The sequence below is a fragment of the Psychrobacter sp. UBA3962 genome (assembly GCF_002385225.1).
In the GTDB taxonomy this organism is placed as follows: domain Bacteria; phylum Pseudomonadota; class Gammaproteobacteria; order Pseudomonadales; family Moraxellaceae; genus Psychrobacter.
This window is the reverse complement of the sequence record NZ_DGDC01000013.1, coordinates 89,427-110,299: the sequence shown is the minus strand read 5'-3', so window position 1 is coordinate 110,299 and position 20,873 is coordinate 89,427. Positions and strand designations below refer to the sequence as shown.

At 43.2% G+C, this 20,873-nt stretch carries 15 protein-coding genes and 3 tRNA genes; 15 read left to right on the top strand and 3 right to left on the bottom strand.

Features of this window, described 5'->3' with window-relative positions:
• Positions 1 to 16 precede the first annotated feature (16 nt).
• The 7 genes from B3S92_RS03955 (at position 17) to B3S92_RS03925 (ending at position 6,594) form a co-directional block, all read left to right on the top strand.
• Entirely contained in the window at positions 17 to 1,531 is a 1,515-nt protein-coding gene (locus B3S92_RS03955) for a 5-methylcytosine restriction system specificity protein McrC (RefSeq protein WP_296202905.1), read from the top strand.
• Between the two features lie 157 nt (positions 1,532 to 1,688).
• A tRNA-Pro gene (locus tag B3S92_RS03950) sits at positions 1,689 to 1,765 on the top strand.
• 118 nt (positions 1,766 to 1,883) lie between these two features.
• Positions 1,884 to 1,960: transfer RNA gene (locus B3S92_RS03945), tRNA-Arg, on the top strand.
• Positions 1,961 to 2,033: 73 nt separating this feature from the next.
• Positions 2,034 to 2,109, top strand: a tRNA-His gene (locus tag B3S92_RS03940).
• A 266-nt stretch (positions 2,110 to 2,375) separates the two neighbouring features.
• Positions 2,376 to 3,401, top strand: a complete 1,026-nt coding sequence (locus B3S92_RS03935) for a hypothetical protein (RefSeq protein WP_296202902.1) — start codon at positions 2,376 to 2,378, stop codon at positions 3,399 to 3,401.
• 182 nt (positions 3,402 to 3,583) lie between these two features.
• A complete protein-coding gene (locus B3S92_RS03930; RefSeq protein ID WP_296202899.1) occupies positions 3,584 to 5,845 on the top strand; it encodes a protein-disulfide reductase DsbD domain-containing protein in 2,262 nt (753 codons plus the stop codon).
• Positions 5,846 to 6,048: 203 nt separating this feature from the next.
• On the top strand, positions 6,049 to 6,594 hold the full coding sequence (locus B3S92_RS03925) for a DUF3465 domain-containing protein (protein WP_414706990.1): 546 nt from the start codon (positions 6,049 to 6,051) through the stop codon (positions 6,592 to 6,594).
• 221 nt (positions 6,595 to 6,815) lie between these two features.
• On the opposite strand, the gene B3S92_RS03920 is transcribed toward B3S92_RS03925, so the two are convergent.
• On the bottom strand, positions 6,816 to 6,983 hold the full coding sequence (locus B3S92_RS03920; RefSeq protein ID WP_296202897.1) for a hypothetical protein: 168 nt from the start codon (positions 6,981 to 6,983) through the stop codon (positions 6,816 to 6,818).
• A 37-nt stretch (positions 6,984 to 7,020) separates the two neighbouring features.
• Between B3S92_RS03920 and B3S92_RS03915 the strand changes: the two genes are divergently transcribed.
• The 8 genes from B3S92_RS03915 (at position 7,021) to B3S92_RS03880 (ending at position 17,028) form a co-directional block, all read left to right on the top strand.
• Positions 7,021 to 8,157 (top strand): phospholipase A, encoded by a 1,137-nt coding sequence (locus tag B3S92_RS03915; RefSeq protein ID WP_296202896.1) that lies wholly within the window; start codon positions 7,021 to 7,023, stop codon positions 8,155 to 8,157.
• A gap of 6 nt (positions 8,158 to 8,163) precedes the next feature.
• Entirely contained in the window at positions 8,164 to 8,964 is an 801-nt protein-coding gene (locus tag B3S92_RS03910) for a ComF family protein (protein ID WP_296202894.1), read from the top strand.
• 135 nt (positions 8,965 to 9,099) lie between these two features.
• Complete coding sequence (locus B3S92_RS03905) at positions 9,100 to 9,663, top strand: type IV pilus modification PilV family protein (protein WP_296202892.1); 564 nt, start codon at positions 9,100 to 9,102, stop codon at positions 9,661 to 9,663.
• Positions 9,664 to 9,737: 74 nt separating this feature from the next.
• Positions 9,738 to 10,727 carry a PilW family protein gene (locus B3S92_RS03900; RefSeq protein WP_296202890.1) on the top strand — a complete coding sequence of 330 codons (990 nt, stop codon included), beginning with the start codon at positions 9,738 to 9,740 and terminating at the stop codon, positions 10,725 to 10,727.
• A 127-nt stretch (positions 10,728 to 10,854) separates the two neighbouring features.
• A complete protein-coding gene (locus B3S92_RS03895; RefSeq protein WP_296202888.1) occupies positions 10,855 to 11,622 on the top strand; it encodes a hypothetical protein in 768 nt (255 codons plus the stop codon).
• A 202-nt stretch (positions 11,623 to 11,824) separates the two neighbouring features.
• Positions 11,825 to 16,006, top strand: coding sequence for a hypothetical protein (locus B3S92_RS03890; RefSeq protein ID WP_296202886.1), 4,182 nt, complete (start codon positions 11,825 to 11,827; stop codon positions 16,004 to 16,006).
• 12 nt (positions 16,007 to 16,018) lie between these two features.
• Positions 16,019 to 16,519, top strand: coding sequence for a type IV pilin protein (locus B3S92_RS03885; protein ID WP_296202883.1), 501 nt, complete (start codon positions 16,019 to 16,021; stop codon positions 16,517 to 16,519).
• A 101-nt stretch (positions 16,520 to 16,620) separates the two neighbouring features.
• Positions 16,621 to 17,028, top strand: coding sequence for a pilin (locus tag B3S92_RS03880; protein WP_296202881.1), 408 nt, complete (start codon positions 16,621 to 16,623; stop codon positions 17,026 to 17,028).
• A gap of 91 nt (positions 17,029 to 17,119) precedes the next feature.
• On the opposite strand, the gene fdxA is transcribed toward B3S92_RS03880, so the two are convergent.
• Together fdxA and mutS are read right to left on the bottom strand one after the other, a co-directional pair.
• Complete coding sequence (gene fdxA / locus B3S92_RS03875) at positions 17,120 to 17,443, bottom strand: ferredoxin FdxA (protein WP_077449990.1); 324 nt, start codon at positions 17,441 to 17,443, stop codon at positions 17,120 to 17,122.
• Positions 17,444 to 17,673: 230 nt separating this feature from the next.
• Positions 17,674 to 20,751, bottom strand: coding sequence for a DNA mismatch repair protein MutS (gene mutS, locus B3S92_RS03870; RefSeq protein ID WP_414706989.1), 3,078 nt, complete (start codon positions 20,749 to 20,751; stop codon positions 17,674 to 17,676).
• Positions 20,752 to 20,873 lie beyond the last annotated feature (122 nt).

Genomic DNA, 20,873 nt, shown 5'->3' with positions numbered 1-20,873 from the left:
GTATTCAGGCCTTACGGTGCAAAATGCAGATCGATATGGTGCTATGAACGCGTATCAGCATGACGGCGTGATTAGCTGCTTTGAACATCAGCGTCTTAGCCGACAAGACTTTGCTCACAGCACAGACTTTGACTATTTAATTGAGCAAGAATTACCTTGCTTTGGCATAGAAATTAAGCGCGGCCAGCTGAGCTTAGTTGTCAGCCATTATTTAGCAAAAATAATTCTGCCCAGTGGCTTAACTTTAGAGATACTGCCAAAAATTAGTGTAGAGACAGCATCAGAAACTCATCAAAGCCCCTCCCAACTGCTAACTGCAACGGACTCAACGGCTATATTGGTTAAGCGTAAGGCGGAGATAGTGCAGGCTCGCCAGTGGGTGGCAGTAATGTTAGCGGATATTAGTGAAGATAACATAGGGAAAGAGCTAGCGGCGCTAGACCTAGCCGCTAAACCTGGCTTTTATATGCCTTCTTACCCAACAATACCCTCGCAACTTGCAAGCGCTTCACGTACGCTAGATAAGCCTTGGTATGAAGGCTTGCTAGCAACAATTCGTCAAGCACTGCAACAAGCGGCAGGGATTTTACCCAATCGCTATCAAACTCAGGTACATAACCAGCCCAAAGCACAAGGTAAAATTAATCTTGCGGCTCAGTTAAAAAACAACTGGCATCGCCCGCATTACCTATATACTGAACAAGCGGTATTTGAGACGGATCAACTATTGGCCCAGTTTTTGGCCACTGCTTGGCAACAGCTGCAGAAACTGTCTGCTCAAAATGTCATAAATGAAAGTAGCTTTGATCAGCAGATGCCGAGCATCTTGCAAGGGGTTATGGTGTTGCCTCCTCAGAGCTGGGAAGGGGTTTACCAACAGCTAAAAAGCAGTACAGCCACTTGGGGTAGTCAGTTGAGCCTTGTACAGGCGCAAGTGGTGACTCAGGCCATAGAGTGGGGGTGGTGGATATTGACACAAGGGCCTGGGGCTGAGTCTAGGCAAGGCACAGAGGATAAGTCAGTAGATCAGTTGCCGGTTGCCTCACTCATGATCAATATGAACCATGCGTTTGAGCGCTGGGTACTGGGTAAGCTTCAAAGTTGGGCTTCCCAGCAGCTCGCAAATAGTCGACTTATTATTCAACCCAGTTTCGACTGGCTATACTTAAAGACGAATTTTCCTAAATCAGGATTAGAGTCAAAGGTCGTTCAAAAGCTGGTACCGGATGCTTGTATAATGACCCAAGAGGGCCAGATTAGTCATGTATTAGATATCAAATATAAATCGCTTTCTGCTGCGACTCAGGTGAGCGGAGCAGATTGGCAGCAACTTTATAGCTATCAACAGCACCTGAATTGTCAAAATGCTTGGTTAATCTATCCAAAAACAAAAACTTTTACACAAAGGCTTGACGTTTTTGATAATTTGGACGAGAATAGGCACTCAAATCAGGACGGTGATGATTCAGGCAGGATTACACAAATGAGTGTAATACCTTTTGATCCCCAACAGGGGTTACTACTGATTTGAAGGTTTTATAATAGATTCGACATTTTTTGAAAATATTTTAAAAAAAGTGTTGACAAGATTAAAGTTTAATCCTATTATATGCACCTCGATAGCGATGACACATATGATTAAGTTAATCATACAGTTATCAAAGTCGTAAAAAAGAAAAGTAAGATATCGGAGTGTGGCGCAGTTTGGTAGCGCATCTGGTTTGGGACCAGAGGGTCGTAGGTTCGAATCCTATCACTCCGACCACTTTTTACTAGAGCCTTACAGGCTTTTTTTTATGCTTTAAATACGACATTTGTTGTTTATTACTCTATATGTGTTTTAATAACAGTGTAGTTCGATAACAACGATGTTAGCACTATGAGCGCCTGTAGCTCAGTTGGATAGAGCATCTGCCTTCTAAGCAGGTGGTCGCAGGTTCGAATCCTGCCAGGCGCACCACTTTCGCCTGAACTGTAATATCTAGAATGTTAGGTAATACATTGCACTTTCAATACACTCTGTGTTGATTATGGCGGCTGTAGCTCAGTTGGTAGAGCCCCGGGTTGTGATCTCGGTTGTCGTGGGTTCAAGTCCCATCAGTCGCCCCATTTTTTATTCTCTCCCTTACTTCTCAAAGCCCAATATTATATAAGTTGCTAATCTAGACGTTGTCTTGATTGGTTTTTTTGCATTTCTGTCTTTTTATTTAAATCCTTGCACGCCTCTCGAATCTATTATTTATGGCTCTCTATTTACATGGATTGACGCATGAATTACTGAGTCAACGACTACCAAACTGCTCATGAAACTAAGATGTTCAGCTTTGGCAATAATGTTATGATAAAGGCATCTTAAAGAGGGTCGAGATAATATTATGGCAAACCGTTCAATAACGATTACCGCGCAAATTAAGGCTAAAGATAACGTTAGCTCCGAACCTGTCGTTGCTCAGCAAGATGAGCTACAGGCTATTGACGTTGTGGATGAGCCTATGACCATGCCAAAGACAAAAGCGGAATTAATTGCGTTATACCAAACCGAAGCTTTAGAGATTAATAACTCTGTCCAAGCCAAGGAAATGGAGAAGGTGGCCAAACAGCGAGTGGCGTTGTATCAACATCAGCTAAAACGCACTGAGTTTTTTTATACCATAAATCCCTTATTACGTCCCACCTATATGGTACAGACATTAAAGTCACAGTTTATTGAGTACCAGCAATTCCAAATGGCCCGAGCCCTTGATCAGCGTGGCATTATTGATTTAGATAAAAATGAGATGATGTGGCAACAGTTGCACATTGTTGATGATCTTATTGCGGACATTGTGCATCACATGCCCGCTCAGCAGCCTGTGGGTTGGCAACTGACTTCAGTGAATAGAAACCATCTAAAATTTCCTACGGTAGGGAGATTGAGAGACAAAGACAGTGTTGCTGACCAGGCCAGTCTCAATAGTTATGTATTGGGTCACTTTGGGGTAATGAGCTACACCTATGACCGAGGCTACTTTATTGGTCATGTCTTGGGTTATTTATTTTGCTGCTATTATCTAGCTCACTTGTCGATAGCGTATGGGGTAACGCCTCTACCTGAAAATGTCGTGCCTGATTATAAATATGCTTCCCTTGAAACCGCGAAGCTGGTTCGATTATTGCACAGAGTCGATGTCTATTGTAAGCGTCGTATTTATCAGTTGGCGGTACTTTGTGCCCGGCTTAGCTGTTATCAATTGGATAAATATATTGAAAAAATGCTCATTGCAGAGGTTAATGAGTTCGATAAAAAACAGCAAATTGAGCATTTGGACGCATTGTTTACCCAAGGTATCATGCCTGAGATGCCAGACAGGGTAGATTTAAAGCAATTTCCTGGCGCCTTCGGGGATGAAGGTAAATCCTAGAACATTGTATCGTTAATACTTATTATACAAAAATATATTATATAGTAAGCTCGATGAACTATAGTCGTTAATCGTCTATGGCCATGAAATAGATGGCTGTAGACCTGCATTATCCCGTATGCCCACTTACTTGACCTTATCCAAGCCTAATAAGGTCATCTTGCCAATATGAAATGACTTTAATGAAAAACTCAGTAGAAATAAAAAATACTCCCTCTCTTTTTGGCCGTAAAGCTTTAGCGGCTTCGCTGGCGCTATCCATAAGTTTTGGACTGGTTTCCGGAGTGGGTAGTAATCAAGCTCAAGCGGCCAGTCTGGCAGATTTATTTGGGGGGGCTGAGACTCAGGGTGGTCAAGATAAATTCTTAAAGGTAGAGCAAGCCTTCTCGGTTAAACCTAGCCAAAATGGCAATAAAGTTAACATTGCGCTAAAGATTACTCCCAAGCATTATCTATATAAAGACAAGCTGTCTTTAAAGTTGCCAGAAGGGGTAACTGCTTCTTCGATTAAGTTCTCTCATACCTCGCAGACTATCGATGATCCTACCTTTGGTAAGGTTGATGTGTTTAAGCAGCCACAAGTCACTGCCACGGCAACCTTAACCAACACCACTGCTGCTGCCATTAATGAAACCATCAGCGTTAGCTGGCAGGGCTGTGCTGAGGCAGGACTTTGTTATCCTCCGCAGACAGAAACGTTGGCCATAAGTTTACCAGCATCTACAGCAAGTGTAGCAGGGCAAAATAAAAGCCCTGAAGCAACTACTACTGCTAAGCCAAAACAGGCTGCTGCAACTAATGCCAAGCCAGCAACCAGCGGAAATAGTGCTTCGACTAACACAGATACAGCAGCTAAAGCGCAAAGTAACTTAGCATCGCCCGCTAAACAACAGGCACAAACGACCGCCACTGCCGGTACTGTTGAAGTAGGCGATAACGAGGCGTTGGATGAGGAGTTAACAGCACAAGATACCGAGCTTACCGATGCCACTGATACTGATGGCGAAAGTGAGACTGGTTTGGTTTCTGATGAGGATGTACCAAGTATAGAGGGTGGTGATGACACTACTGAGACCAGCTTAGTTGGACAGGATAATGGCTTAAACTCAGGCTCAAGTGAATCTGGTTTACAGCTGGGTAGTGAGAAAGTGGTCGATCAAGATCCCTTTGGTTTGGCAGAGCACCCTTGGCTGGCTCTGTTATTGTTATTCTTAGCAGGTTTGGGTCTGGCGTTTACCCCTTGTGTTCTGCCTATGTTGCCTATTGTCAGTAATATCGTGGCACGACAGCACACACCGACGGCCAAAAAAGGTCTGATATTAAGTGGCAGCTATGCCTTAGGAGTGGCCATTGCCTATGGTATCTTAGGCGCTATTATCGCTGTATTTGGACAGCAACTTGGTATTATTGGGTGGCTACAAAACCCAGTGATATTATTGGCTTTTGCCGCAGTATTTGTTCTTTTGGCCTTATATATGCTAGAGGTAATTAGGATTCCTGTTCCTAACGCCATTCGCCAAAAGACTCAATCTTTGAGCCAAGCAGGGGATAAATATCTGGGCAGTACCTTTGGTAGTTTTATCGCTGGGTTACTGTCAGCACTTGTGGTTTCTCCTTGTGTTTCCGCTCCTTTATTTGGCGCCTTACTGGCGGTATCCACCATTGGTAATCCGCTACTGGGCTTCGCTGCCTTATTTATGTTAGGTTTTGGATTATCAGCACCGCTTATGTTACTGGGAGCAAGCCAGGGCAATTTAATGCCAAAAGCGGGCGAGTGGATGAACTGGGTCAAACAAGGGTTTGCTTTATTGTTATTTGCCGTGGCACTGCTACTGGTTGAACGTGTGATGGTCAGCCCTATCATGTTGATGCTGTGGGCGATGTGGTTCATGGTGGTAGCAGTATGGGCTTGGAAATGGAGTGGCCGTGGCCAATTATTTACTAAACCATTGGCCCTTTTATTGGGTGGCTGGGCTGCTTTAACCCTGGTAGGCGCCGCTGCAGGCAGTAAAGATTCATGGCAACCTTTGGCTGTCTTCTCTCAGCCTAGCCCAGCATTAGTTAATGCCAACTCGCAAGCGTCAGGCTCATCTGAAGCGATGACCGGCATTCAGAGCAGCGATAAGCATATTTATAGTTTAGATGAGCTTATTCCTATCATTGAACAAAACCCCAAAGTACTGGTGGATGTGACGGCAGAATGGTGTGTTGAGTGCCGTATTATGGACAAGACCTTATTTACCAATCGACCCACCGCAATGCAGCAGTGGCAGTTAGTCCGACTAGATGTGACCGAAACCAATGAAGAGTCGGCACGTATTTTGTCGGAATTAAGTTTGTTTGGACCTCCTGCCTTATTGTATTTCGTCGACGGTAAATTACAGGTGCAGCAAGTAGGTACAGTTGAGCGTCTTCAGTTCGAAGAGACTTTAAATAGGTTTTAAAGCCTGAGGCTTAGAGTAAAATTATTAACAGTATTTACTTATTAATAGTATTTGATTGTAGGCGTGCTTCAAAATAGTACGCCTTCTTATTGTTATAAAATAGGGGTTATTTCAACAATTATTAGCTATACTGTCTTAACTTCTTATTACTTGATAAATACATAATTTTACACTATATTGCTTCACATGTTATCTTTAAGGTGATGACTGTGCGAAACATGACTCCTAAGCTGGGGCTGGCCTTACTGCTAAGCTCTGGAATAATATTGAGTGCCTGTGACCCTAAAACTGGCGAAGCGATAGGCACGCTTGAAAGCGGCTCCAATCTTAGTAACATTGAAATAGAGGTAGAAGACACCTCTGCTGTTACTGATGCAAAAGATCTTAAGGCATTTCCTATAGCCTGCCGTAATGGCGTAATTATGCAAGCCTTTGAGCAGCAACGTCACTCTATTCAGGTTAGAGGCTGCGGGCAGGTAACAGCGGTGTTGGCTGACGATAATAAGGGCAGTCGCCATCAGCGCTTTATCGTTCAATTAGAAGGTGTTGAGCCTAAACACACAGTGCTTATTGCTCATAATATAGATTTAGCACCCAGAGTTGATGCTTTACAAAAAGGCGATGAAGTGATCTTTTATGGCCAATACGAATACAACCCACAAGGTGGAGTAGTACACTGGACGCATCATGATCCTGCCGCACGACACCAGCATGGGTGGATAGAGCATAATGGGCAGCGTTTTCAATAAGCCATATATAGCGAATTTAGTTTTTATCTATTTGGCTTAAGCTACTTGTCGCTATCAATCTTTATTTATATTGCAGTTTTTTAGTTTTTAACCTGTTTTTGCAGAGTTACCGCTCCTCTACAGGGAGCTAGGTAGCCCTTTATAAGTTATCTTTTGGTCACTTACAGATGATAATGTTTTTAGTTAACTGCTTTTTTTAATAGTATAATAATTCTTTTACCCTAATTATCAGGAATACGCATGATTACTTTGCGGCCATTAATAAAGAAGTCGAGACTGCCTTCACCAAAACTTAAGTTTTTGACCTTTTCTGTTGCGGCAGCTTGTTGCGCGCCGTTAACTGTTAATGCTGCTTTTGCTGAGACTGGCAACACAGCTGGACAAGCCATAGACTCAAACCCCCAACAAGTGGCTGTTAATGCCTTTATGAAATGTACCGATTTAAAGCTAGAATCGGCTCGTTTGGCTTGTTATGACAAAGTCGCTACTGGCGAAGAAGTTGTTGTAGGTCGTGAAAAAGTACCTTTAGATCTTGTTGAAACGGTTAAGGCCAGCTTTACTGATCTGCGTCCAACTGCAGTCTTTGCAACTGAAGGCAATGAAGCTTCAGAGGGAGATCCAGAGTTAGCTGCTGAAGTAGAAGACAATACTTCTCCTGGAGCGCCGACTGCTTTTGGTAACGAACAACTGGCTAAAGCTGGCGTTACGGTTGAGGATTATGAGGCTTATACCCCACTTAGTCTGGCCTATGATTTAGATAAAAATAGCGAGCAGGGGACCTGGACTGTTAGACCGCATCGTCCTATTTATTTATTGCCCGCTTATGTTCAATACAACCCCAATCGCCACCCAAAAACGCCTACTCAAGATCCTACCGAAGCTGAATTTGACGATTATGGCAATAAATATGCTGATAATTTAGAGCTTAAAGCACAGATCTCTTTGAAGGCTAAAATTTTAGAAGACGTATTTGATACCAACGCCGATGTTTGGTTTGGTTATACTCAGCAAATGCATTGGCAGGTTTACAACAGTGAGCATTCACGTCCCTTTAGAGCTACTGACTATATGCCTGAGGTGTTTATTACTCAGCCAGTAACAGCAAACCTACCTTTTAATGGTCGTTTGCGTATGTTGGGGGCGGGGGCTATTCACCACTCTAACGGTCAGTCTGACCCTTGGTCGCGTTCTTGGAACCGCTTGTATTTAATGGGTGGGGCTGAGTGGGGTAAGTTTAGTCTTCAGCCTAAGATTTGGACCCATGTTAAAGAGAAGAATAACTCCAAGTCGAGTGATAACCCAGATATTACAGATTACTATGGCCATGGCGAGCTTAAAGCGTTATATGACTTTGGTCGAGGGGAGAACTTGTCTGTCTTAGGTCGTTATAATTTTGATACAGAAAAAGGGGCGGTTCAGTTAGATTATACACTTCCTTTATCGCGTGATGTGCATGGCTTTATCCAAATTTTCCATGGTTATGGCGAATCCATCATCGACTATAATGAAGAAACTACTGCCGTGGGTGTGGGTCTTTCTTTAAATGATTGGAAAGGGCTATAGAGGTCATTGACTTCTTTAACCCAAAAAGTGGCACAGCGAAAAATTATACGATCAAGAGTAATACAACGAGCTTTGCCTGCTTTTTACCAACTGGGTATGTGGCGGGTACAGTATCTACAAAGTATTTGTTGTGTCTGCCATAGTAATCCAGCAGTTGTACAAAAAGAGGGCTTAAATGGTAAGCGCTCTTTTTTTTCGTCAATTATTTGTCAGGCTTGTCATGAGAGTGTCTCTTGGCGGCCTGAGCTATTGCAGCATCTTATCCCTATTGAGGCTTCAGATTCCGTTAACTCTCAGTTAGCCTCTCCTCTCACATTCCAAATTCAAGCAGCGGCTCCGCATCTAAGCTATATAAGGGCGGCCATCATTGCTTTTAAATACAAAGAACAAGTCGATGCTTTGCCGGTATTGGTCCACGCCATTCGACAACTGCCCAGACCAAAGGGGTGTCATGCCACCAACAGTGTCATTGTGCCTACACCGACTACCTCCAATCGACTAAAAAAGCGGGGTTATGATCCTGTCTCAGTATTGGCTTACTATTTATCAAAGCACTGGCAAATACCCTTGTGGCATGGCATAAGTCGTATCGATGACGCGGTTAGTCAGCAAGGTTTGGCCAGAAACGAACGTCAAGCCAACATAAGCCATGCTTTCAATATGAACACACCCCCTCCAGTGAAGCGATTGTTATTATTTGATGACGTGGTGACTACTGGAACCACCTTGGTTGCAATCGCCAAAATCATAACTCAGACCAGCCCTGATACAAAAATCAGGGCTTATTGTGTCTCTCACGGTAAATAAATTCCCCTTTATCATAAAAATTAGGTATTATAATATTAAGTTTAACTTAATTGTATTTTGCTAGTATTAACGCAATATCACTTATTGGATATTAACATACTATTCCGTTTTTAATACGCTAAGGGTAGCTCGACTATGGTTAGGAGCTCGCAATTATACAATGGTAGTCAGCAGCAGGGATTTGGTCTTATAGAGGTCATGGTAGCCTTGTTTATATTTAGCAGCGCTTCTTTAGGCTATGCTATCTTGCAGAGTCAGGCCATGAGCAGTACCCATCACTCAATGATGCGCCTGCGGGCGTTGATGATCTTAAGTGAATCAACGGAGCGTTTAAGAGCCAATAGTCAGCTACAAGACTTTAGCATTTATCAACAATACTTGAATGCCACGGGGCGTCTTGAAGCCAAAAACTGTCTTCAAAGTAAAGGATGCAGTGCAGAGCAGCTGGCACGAAATGATGTCATAAATTTAAAACAGCAGGCATCCAGACAAGGATTTAGCCTAGGTATGATGGATTGTCCAGAAGTTAGCGACGGGGTAATGCCAAAGTGCTTAATAGTAGCTTGGGGAAAGACCACAGCAAATAATCAAAGTGGTATGGGTCAAAGTAGCAATGAGTACAGCGAATCAATGGGTTGTTTTAATTCAGATGGTGGCATTGCGAAACAAGCTGACTGTGTCTTTGCTGAGATTAACTGATGCTCTATAGAGCCAATCAGAAAAAGCGGCCAGTTAAAGCTTTAGCCAAAAAGTTGTGCCACTCTAAGAGCAATATGATGCCAACTGAGCAAGGATTTACCTTGATTGAACTCATGTTAGCCTTGAGCTTGGGGTTAGTGATAAGCTCAGCGGCTTTCCAGGTTTTTACCCATAGCATGAGGACTCAAAAGCTACAGCGCTCTGTCTCTGAAGTGCAAGATGCAGCTGTTTTTGGGTTAACTTCGATGGTTAAAGAGATCTCCCATGCCAACTTGGGTGCTTCAAGCTCAATGCGACAACAAACGACTGGGACAGGGATTGTATTAACGGGATCTGAAGATAGCTCGCAATCAAGCTTAGCGGGCAAGCCGATCACAGTGGGCAATTTAAGAGGAGTACGCGGCATTGAGTCTAGGCTGTTGACCAAAAATGGAGCGGGTCCCAGTAATCTTATAGCCCCTGTTACCAGTGATCAGTTGACCATACAGTATCGGGCTCCTTTTGACAGTTATGACTGTGAAGGTAGGACAGTTAATAAAGGAGATATGGTTATTGAGCGCTATTTTACGCGTACAGACAATCAGCGTGTTGGTAAGGAGAACAAAGCACAGGCCATTGTCTTGGCCTGTGATGCCGGTAGCTATGTAGTAAATGGGTCGCAAGATGTCAGTGATGTGGCTATAAATAGTCGGAGTATCAAGGGCTTTGGCGACAATGGGGTGATACTGATTAATAGGGTGGATTATTTTTCAGTTAAGCTAGGCGTTCAATTAGAGCAAGGAGTGGCTTATATGCCTATCGATACCTATCTATCTAAGCGCACTCCAAATCAAAATACGATACTGATTGGCTCAAACTATGTCTATGATGCTCCTATTGTGGCGATTGAGTTAGGGATTATCGCTCGAAGTATGAGTACAGTGAGTGAAGATAATAGAAAAAAGAAGCGAGCGATCATTCACTTGCAAGGTGAGGACTATCAGATTAGACGAACAACGCCTCATTATAATCGTCAAACATTACAAACTGTGGTAGCACTACGTAATACACGGCTCAGCCAATGATTAAGCAGGGGTAATGAAAACAGCTGGAAATCTAAAGGCAAACCTTGCCTATGTAACAAATAGCCGTTCTAGGAGCCGACTTAATAATCAGAGGCCACACAATCACGGGCAACAAGGGGCCGTATTGATGATAGTGCTATTGCTCTTGTTATTAATGGCTACCGCCAGCCTTATTGCTTTAAGAAGTGCTAATACCTCTTTGGATTTGACCACAACTTTTCAAATCAATCAGCTATTGTTTCAATCATCTGATGCCCCGCTACGACAGCTAGATAAGCTGTCAAAAGATAAGGAGCAATTAAGCTTATTAGTAGCAGAATCTGGACCTTTTGGTTACCTGTCAAAACAGGAAGAAAAGCTAGCTCTGACAGAATATACGGTTTGCTATCAGCCAAAATTGAACTCGACCATTTATAGCGCTTCTAGCGCAAAAATAATGACGCATGGCAAGGAGGCTATAAACCCTAACGGCTACTGTAATTTGGCGGACAGTGATAATAGTCACTTTATTAGTAACCGAAAAATCATCGCTACCCAGCTATCATTTGTACGAATAAATCCAATAGCAAATCAAAATTTAGAGCAGATAAAAACTAAGGATACGACCAAAACTCATACAGCCACTCCGTTTTCTGGTCCCTCTGGACAAGACTTAGAAAGTAATAAGCCAACCCACATTCGGCTTTATGTCACCTCTGTCATGCCAAGCTTTAGCAGAGCTCGTCTGGGTCAAATTGATGATTGCCTGGCCAAACCGGTGACTATAACAGCCTCACATAATACTTGGTTTGGTAAGACCGAAAATCAGTTGGCTTGTTTAAAAAGAACAGGCACACCATTCAATGTCCAAGTGCAAGACTATGTGTTTTCTTATCAGGCAGTGCCTGATGGATGACCTTAATTTAGTTTGTAATCACAATAGTAGCTGATTTATTACCAGCTAATAGTGCCTAAATAGCCCGTTAAGTGGCTAAGGATAATGACCTATCGAGGATAATAACTTTCAATTTAATAACCATGTTGTTGCCTGTCTACAGAGGCTCTGCCTTAGCGTACTGCAGTTAGTTAAAAAATACCTTCTAAGGTTTAGGCAACTTATGCCATCAATCAATATGGCTTTAATTGTGATGGTTACGCTTATTCAGCTTGTCATTAGCCCTTATGCCTCCGCAGCTACTTCACCGGCCAAAGGAGATTTGGCTGTTTATAGTTTGGGATATTATTCAAGCTCGGCACAAGCGCCAGGACCAGTCTTATTTTTATTGCTTGATCCTGCCTTATATACAGGTCCCAATCACACACAGCACCTGCAGTATTTACAGCAAGCCTTAGTCTATCTTATGGATACGCCTGGACTGATGGCAGATAACTTACAGGTGGGTATTGGTAAAGTCGCTGATTTTGAGCAGAGTGAGGCGGCGACAGAACTGGTATTGGTTCCAGTAGCAGCCCTTGGTCAGATAGCCGATAGCCATCACCCTGAGTCACAGCGTTATAAAATTAAAAACTTCATCAAAGCTCAGTGTCCGCAGTTTCCTGACTGTGTAAGACAGCATAAAGCGGGTGATGACTTATTCAACAGCAGTATGGCCGCTTATGCCCAAGCGTCTGCCTATATGATGGGCACAAATACTCAGAGTACAGCAGTTAATATTGCCAGTATAAGTAATCCTTTGAATGCTGCTGAGTCATTATCTATTAATGACATTGAAATTGTTGATGTCCTCAATACTTCTAATCAATCCCCCGTAGAGCAAATTCCTTCCAAAAATAATGATGAACCAGTCGCTTTGTTAGATATAGAGCCAGTTTTCTCTATAAAAAATGCTCGAAAATTTTACTCAAAACCTATCTATAATCAATGTTCTGCGCGTCATTTTGAGAGCAAGGAGTTGGATGCTTTGGCTTATAGCGTAGGAAATGTAATGGTCATCCTAACAGCGGACACAGCTTCAACAGCGTTGATATCAAGTGAGCCTGTAGGGCCAATGTCAAACTTAGACCCTTTAGCCATGATGACTCAGTCCTTAATAGCAAAATATCCCTCATCCATTCATGATGACTTGGCTTACCGCCAACAGATCTTACAGCAGTGTCGTTCAGAATCGGTGAGATCGACCTTAAACTCAACAGTAGCATTGAGCCCAAATCTAAACCAAGCATTAGGCATTGAGGGAGTTCAGTCAGATAAAGCCCTATCTTGGCGTTGTGGCCAAGATTATGCTCGCCATCTCAATCAGTTTAAGGCTACTAATGATGACTATCGTAATCCGTTAGGGGTGGCTCTAAAAACCGCGGTTATTGTCTTTAGCGGTGAGGACAATACTCTGAATGTGGTAGATAGAAATAAGGGCTTACCCAGTTACGACTGTTTAGCAGCTAGCGTTACACCTGAGACAAGACAAAAGTGTTTGCTAGGGCAGTATGGACACAGTTATGGAGAAGGGGGGGTTTTTCAGTCAGTTGGCTCTATGGATGCTAAATCTGATCAAGGTGTAAAGCAAAGTATGGCGCTGGCTCAAGCTTTGACTGTTATGGCAAAAAACTTGACGACACAGCCCTCTGCTAGGGTAAGAAAAGCACCCATTCAGCTAACCAACTTCATGCACAGCAATAAACTATTTAAAGAGCGCTATCAGACTTATTTACAGCCCCAGTTTGGCAGCTTACAGGCACAGTGGCCAGGCGGTGTTAGTAAGTATCAATCATCCGTTGTTAACGATATTTTTGCTGCAGAGGCTATTAAAGGTAAGCCACAGTTATTGAAAAACCCCAGGAATGTCTATCTAAGTCAATCTGAAGCGAGAAATCTGATAGCACAAACCCCTGATAGTATTAACCGTTTTCAGCTGCCTAAGCTGACTCAAAAGCAACAGACGAAGCTTCGACAGTCGTTACTGAGTTATAGGTTTGATACTAGTCCGCCAAGTGCTGGCATTCATCATTCAACGCCCATTGCTTTAATTAGTAAGGCTCAACCGCTACTCTCCAATCAATCTAATAGTATCAATTCATCCGGATCCCAAAAATATAGCTATAAAAAACATATTTTATATGGGGCTATGGACAATGCTCTGCATATTATTGATGATGCAACGGGTGAAGAGGTAGCGGCCTATTTTGCTCAAGAGGTGTTAGCTGAAAACGGCCAATACAAAGCCATCACGCAGGACAGCTTAGCGGCATCAACAGAGGCCCATCCCAGCTTTGGTATCGATGGGCCTTGGATTCAATACGCCCGTTATATAACCAATGCAGAGGGAGAGAGTATCGCCAAACCTTTGTACGTATTTGGGGGTGCGAGATTAGGGGCTAGGGCTTACTACGGCCTAGATTTAACCGGTCTAGATAAAGTGGACTCTGCACAGAATTTAAATGGGTTTGCGCCAAAGCAGTTATTTACTATTACTCCTGATCGCCAGGATTTTGGTCAGTTGTATTTCAAGCAGTTAGGTTATAGCTGGAGCAAACCTGTTATTACTCATATTAATTGGTTTGGCGAGCCTAAATTAGTTGCGATACTCTCAGGAGGTTATGATGCCAATGAATATGACAAGCCGGATGGGTTACGGGAGCGCTACTACTTACAACAAGGCCTACAGTCGATATTGGGCAATGCTTTATATATCATCGATGCCAAAACAGGGGTGCCACTTATTGTAGTTACGGCAGACAATGAGACACAGAGCATTATAAGCAGTAAAGATGATAACGGTTTTTCTGACTTGTCAAAAGATGCCGGCAAAGTGTTGCAAGTAGCAAATGACTCGATGTTGTATAGCATCACAGGTTCCGTTAAGGCTATGGATAGAGAAGAGGATGGTCTCACAGATCATCTCTATTTTGCAGATTTGGAGGGACAGCTATTTCGATTGGATATAGACAATGTGGCTTCCTCAGCTGGCTTAGCCAGTAAGGTGCGGGTGGTGCGCCTGGCAGATTTTAGAAGTAAAAAAAACAGTCCTGGGCCTCGCTTTTATGAAACCCCTGTGGTTACTCTCCAAAACCATAATAGTATTGATAGCTTTTCTGGTAAGTTTGCCACAGTCAGTGTCGCTTCAGGCGATCGCAGTCATCCTTTACGTATTACTGACCCCTCAAAGCATACAGTGAGTCTGGAAATTGATTATTTAGATAGCTTAGGGCATAGCCAGATTCTACGAGCTACGCATAAGCGATTTTTAACGACAGAGGAGGCAGGAATTAAATTAGAAAATAGTGATTGGTATTTGACAGTTTCTGATATGGCATTGCTTAGGGATATAAATAGCAGTAGCAACATTCGCTTCGAAAACGGTCATTTTCAATTGGGCACAAAGCTGTTTCAACCGGGCTCATGGCTCAAGGTGACCACCACATTTGCCTCAACAGATAAAGTCAGTGCTAGCCTCAGAGTCCCTAGCTCTTTTGATTCAAATAATCCAAATAAGTCTCTTTCAGCAATAGTAGATCCTTTGGCACCTATTCTGAGTGCTACCAAAGACTGGATTAGCATTAAGCCCATGACAACAGAAAAAATGTCAGCCCTTAGCCTCACAGCCAATCAGGTCTATACTCTTTACGATAAGGATGTGACCAATCCAAATCTATTTAATATGCCCCTAGCCGCATTACAGACCCGTGATATCTATTTGACTGAAGAAGGTTTCCCGGATTTAAGCACTATGGATGTCAGCGATCCTCAGTTAAGTGGCTATCACAAGCAAGGTTGGCGGTCGCCTTTAACTCAGTTTGGTCAACAGGGTGCTGATATTCAGGAGGATGGTGTGGTAGAGGGTCCGAATAATCAAAATAGGGTTTCGGGTAGCAATAGCTCGGCCAGCAGCCATGCGATTAAAGCGTTTGGCCCTATGTTTGCAGTCAGTAATAAGCTGTATCTAACAGCCTATAATCCTGTGCCAAAATGGGAGCCTCTAGCTGCTTGTCGCGCGCAACTTATAGGAAGTACAGAGGTGTATCAGTTTTGTCTTCCGTACGGTAACTGTAATAGGGCTAACAAAACTTATCGCAATCATTTGCAAAGAATTAGCTATGGCAACGGATTAAATCCTTTATCTTGGAAAACGGTGGGAGAGGGCAAAGCCAGACAGCTATTTACAGCTCAAGTTTCCGGTGTTTATTCAGAAGCTAATCTTATTGAAGAAATTCAATTATCTGCCCCAGTAAATCTTAATGACATCCAAGCGACCCCTAAGTTTGTTAATAGCTTTACGCTGCAGCCACGATTATTTCTGGAGCAGTGGTTTGATTATAGTAATCATCTTTCAGTTTCAAACTAGGCAGTACCTAAAATGACTACTATTGCAGGCTCTAACAGAGGTCAACTTATTATTAGCAAAGGGGTGCAGGGATTTAGTTTAATCGAGTTGATGATGGTGAGTATGATCACTGCTGTATTGATGTTGATTGCTTTGCCCAGTTATAACCATTATCTACTGCAAAGAGAGCAGCATATTGCGCAGCAGCAAGGGCTGTACCTTGGCAATCAACTGCAGCGCTGGCGAGCAAGGCATCTGACCTATGCGGGGTTTGCGGTTAGTGATGCGCTTAAAGACCGGCCCAAGACTAAATATTCCTTCCAACTCACTGACGCCACAGGCGAACGATCACTGACTGATGCTCATGCTAACCCGCAAGGGTGGCGGTTGTTAATCCAGCCTAAGCCTGAATTCGAGAAACTAGAATTAGCTAGTCATTATTATTTAGATAGTTGGGGTCAAAGATGCGTATTTGCTAGTACACCGGATTTATTAGAAATAATCTCTATGCAGCAATGTGCTAATAATTGGTAGGTAGAACCTTATCTGATTAAAATTAACTAACTATTAATTTATTAATTATAATAAATAGTGTTATTATAAATTTTAATTAATTTGTCTTTTAAGGATATATGATGGAAACAGAACAAGGTTTTACCTTGATAGAGTTGATGGTGGTGGTCGCCATCATTGGGATCTTATCGCTAATTGCCATACCTGCTTATCAGAATTATGCTAAAAAGTCCTCTGAGGTGGCGTGTCTGGCTGAAACAAAAGCCTTTAGTGATAAGCTGTTTATAGATATGAATACAGGTATAAATGGCTTAAAAGTGGTCCCTTCTTCTGATCCATTGGAGTCCCTTAAACTAACAACCTCTGCCTGTGGATCCTTAAGCTATACGGCAGAAGTCTCAGACGCAGACAATAAAATAACGACTTTGGGCAATATTACAGGCACCATAAAAAATCCAATAGATAAAAGCCAAAATAAAATTGTATGTAATTTAGAAGAGGTGGTGAATTGCCTATATCCGTTTGATTAGTCTAAAGTAGTGACAGCCATAAAAAAGCGACCCATATCATAGACAGATATAGGTCGCTTTCTAATTAACAAGACTTGCTTGTGAGTAAGGCTTAGCGCTCTAGATACTGAATTTTACCTTCAACACCATCCCACTTCGCAGCGTCTGGTAGCTGATCTTGCATTTCAGTAATGTTTGGCCACACTTCTGCAAGCTCTGCGTTTAGCTCAATAAACTCTTCTTGGCCCTTAGGCACTTCGTCTTCCGAAAAAATAGCATTGGCTGGGCACTCAGGCTCACACAAAGCACAGTCAATACACTCATCAGGATGAATGACCAAGAAGTTAGGCCCTTCATAAAAGCAGTCCACAGGGCAGACTTCAACACAATCGGTGTATTTGCAGCGGATGCAATTATCAGTGACAACAAATGTCATAGCGAGCTACCTTTATAAAAGTTATCTTGAGCTGTGTTTAACCATTGTGGCGATTTTGGCTAGGTCAGTTATAACCTCAATATGAGTCACAGTAACTGCGCCAGTAGGAAGCTAAATGGTCAATATCACAAGATAAGTAAGTTGCGAATGAGGGATAAGATTTATTTGTGAGGTATATTTTACCCTGTTAATGACTATTTCACAAATTCCTATCAGTCAGTTTTGTTGATTTAGCTGCCTTCAGTGTTGCTCTTTAACTCATATAGCAAATCAAGTGCTTGTTTTGCGGTTAATTCATCGGGTTGCAGTTGTTTTATTTTTTCAAAGATAGCCATAGCCTCAGGATTCATGGGGGTTAGCTGATTCTTCTCAGCGATTTGTTGAGGGCTAAGCTCTGCAGATTGAGAAGGTGTTAATTGTAGTGATGTCTGTGAATGAGCTGCGTTTTTTTGCTCAGTATTAAGGCTTTGGTCAGCATTTGCATAAGCTTTATCGATTTTAGCATGATTAACTTCGTAGTCGACCTCAGAGGAAGCGACCGCTCTATTTAATGAATTTTGCTGGGTAAGATAATGAGTGGCTGCAGTGAGTACTTGCTCAGGGATGCCCGCCATTTTTGCCACATGCAGACCAAAGCTTGAGCTGGCTGCCCCCTCTTGTATTTTGTGCAGCAATAACAATTGGCCTTCTACTTCACTAGCAGCAACATGTACGTTTCTGATTTTATGGGCCAATTCAGGCTGTTTTGCTAACTCAGTTAGTTCAAAGTAATGCGTGGCAAATAAGGTCAAGCTACCCATCTCGGCCAACTGGACTGCACAAGCATGAGCAATAGCCAAGCCATCCGTGGTTGAGGTGCCACGACCTACCTCATCCATTAATACCAATGAGCGTGAGCTGGCGAGGTTTAATATTTGAGCGGTTTCAATCATTTCCACCATAAAAGTAGACTTACCCCCAGCCAAGTCATCAGCAGAGCCAATACGGGTGAATATACGGTCAATATCACCGATATGTGCCGAGCTGGCCGGTATAAAGCTACCACAGCAAGCCAGCAAGACGATCAAGGCCGTTTGACGCATATAGGTGGATTTACCACCCATATTGGGCCCAGTAATCAGCAGCAAACGTTGTTCATTAGACTCAGTACCTAGTTGACAGTCATTGGCCACGAATTGCTGAACCGAAGCGGGGGAGGTGGGTGCCGATGATTTGCCATGCAAATTCTGGGGTTGGTTCATAGCTTCCACCACCAAGTGACGACCATCTTTGATATCCAGATAGCTTGATTCAGGCGTTAAGACAGGTCTTACCCATTGGCTTTCTTTGGCCAATACTGCCCAGTTAAGTAACACATCAAGCTGGGAAATGGAGGCACTTAATTGCTGTAAGTGAGACAGCTGTTCGCTCAGGGCGACCAATACACCTTGGTATAAAGCCTTTTCTCTAGCTAGAGCATTGGTTTGGGCCTCTAAGTAGTCCACTTCTAGAGTTTTTAGTGGCTCGGTAATAAAGCGTTCGCTGTTTTTTAAGGTTTGGCGACGGATAAAAGCTTCGGGTGCAGCGTTGGCTTGCCCTTTGGGGAGCTCGAAATAAAAGCCACTGACTTTATTAAAGCCCACTTTAAGACTCGGCAACTTATAGGTTTGACGAGCCTCATTGGCCATCTCATCTAAAGTTTCTTGAATGTTGTCGTGCAAATGCACCAAGCGATCAAACTCTTCATCGTAGCCAGTCGCTATCATCCCGCCGTCGCGAATATGGGCGGGTGGCTCCTCAACAATGGCTCTGTCTAATAAATCAGCAATTTCAATCAGCTCAGGGTGCTGTAAAGGCAGCTGCTTAAATAACTGCACCAACAAGGAAGGTGCCTCAGGGGTAAGCCCTAAAGTCTGTAAATACTCAGCGACTTGCTCACTGTTTCTGATACTAGACGCCAGTCGTCTTAAGTCACGAGGCTTAGCGCTGTGTAAGGCGATACGGCTACTGATGCGTTCAATATCCCCAATGCTTTGTAATTGCTGTTGTAAAGGCTGTAGATTAGCCAGTGCCGGCTGATTAACAAACCACTCAACCGCATCCAGTCTTGCTTGCAGTTGCTGATGTGCTTGAGATAAGCGTAAAGGGCGCTTTAGTTGGTTGGCCAGCAGTCTCTTACCCATGGGGGTCTGACAGTGATTGACGACACTAAGTAAGCTGGTACCGGTTGGGCTAACTGGCGAAAAAAGCTCTAGGTTTCGACTGCTAATGTCATCAATAATAAGATAATCTTCATCACGCTCGACAATAAGCTCGTTAAGCTGAGGCGTATGACGCTGCTGAGTCTGCTGCGCATAATGAATTAAGGCAGCGGTACTGGTCTGGGCCACTAAGCTATCGGCAATACCTAACCCTTCAACGGTTTGAACGTTAAATTGTCGGCATACTGTGGTGGCTGCATGCTGAGCATGAAAGTCACTGGCAGCCACACTGATAACAGGGCAATACAGCTTATCTTGTAACCAGTGCCGCCATTCATCTGAGGTGGACTCAGAGATGATAACTTCACTGGGCGAAAAGCGAATCAGTACCGTTAGCAGACGCTGCTTCAACAGTTGCTTAAAGTCTAGAGCTTTTTCTGAGTTGCTGCCTGGTTGAGGGTCATTATTGTCCTGACTGAAGCTATCCAGCATGGGCTGCTGTAATAAGGAGTCTAGATGAAGGGTCTGAGTGCGAATGGTTCCAGCATTTAAGTCAAGTTGGCTGATCCCCACCTGCCATTTTTTGGCTTGGGATAAAGTAGGTTGCTGTAAGTTTTTACTGATCTGGAAATCAATGGCGACAACACTCGGCGTTTGATTCGGTCCGATTAAAGCATCGTCGGTCAGGGTGCCTGCGGTTAATGTTTTTACCACCTCACGGCGCATAATGCCTTTAGCAGCGGGCTTGTCGCTAGGGCTATTGGGCTCGGCAGTATCTTCTACTTGCTCGCAGATAACCACGGTCTCACCAGCAGCGATAAGGCGGGCCATATAGCTTTCTGCAGCATGAAAGGGCACACCTGCCATGGCAATATTATTGCCGGCTTTATCATTGCCACGGCGGGTGAGAGTGATGTCTAAAATATCGGCAGCACGCTGGGCATCATCAAGAAACAACTCATAAAAATCACCCATGCGGTATAGCAGCAAAGCATGGGGGTATTGTGCCTTCAAGGTTAAATACTGCACCATCATTGGTGTGTGGTCATCTAAGTTATAGACCGTACCAGCAATATTTAAAATCGAGTTGTTATTGGGGGTATTAGACATAGTTGGGGTAACAGACATAGTAAGCTTTCAAAGAAAAACAATAAGCAGAAAATAGGAGTAACCCTTCTTACGGACAGGGCTTTTAGAAGATAAAAAAGGGTATTACCCTCATAGGTGTTCTATTTTAACATCTATTCAGC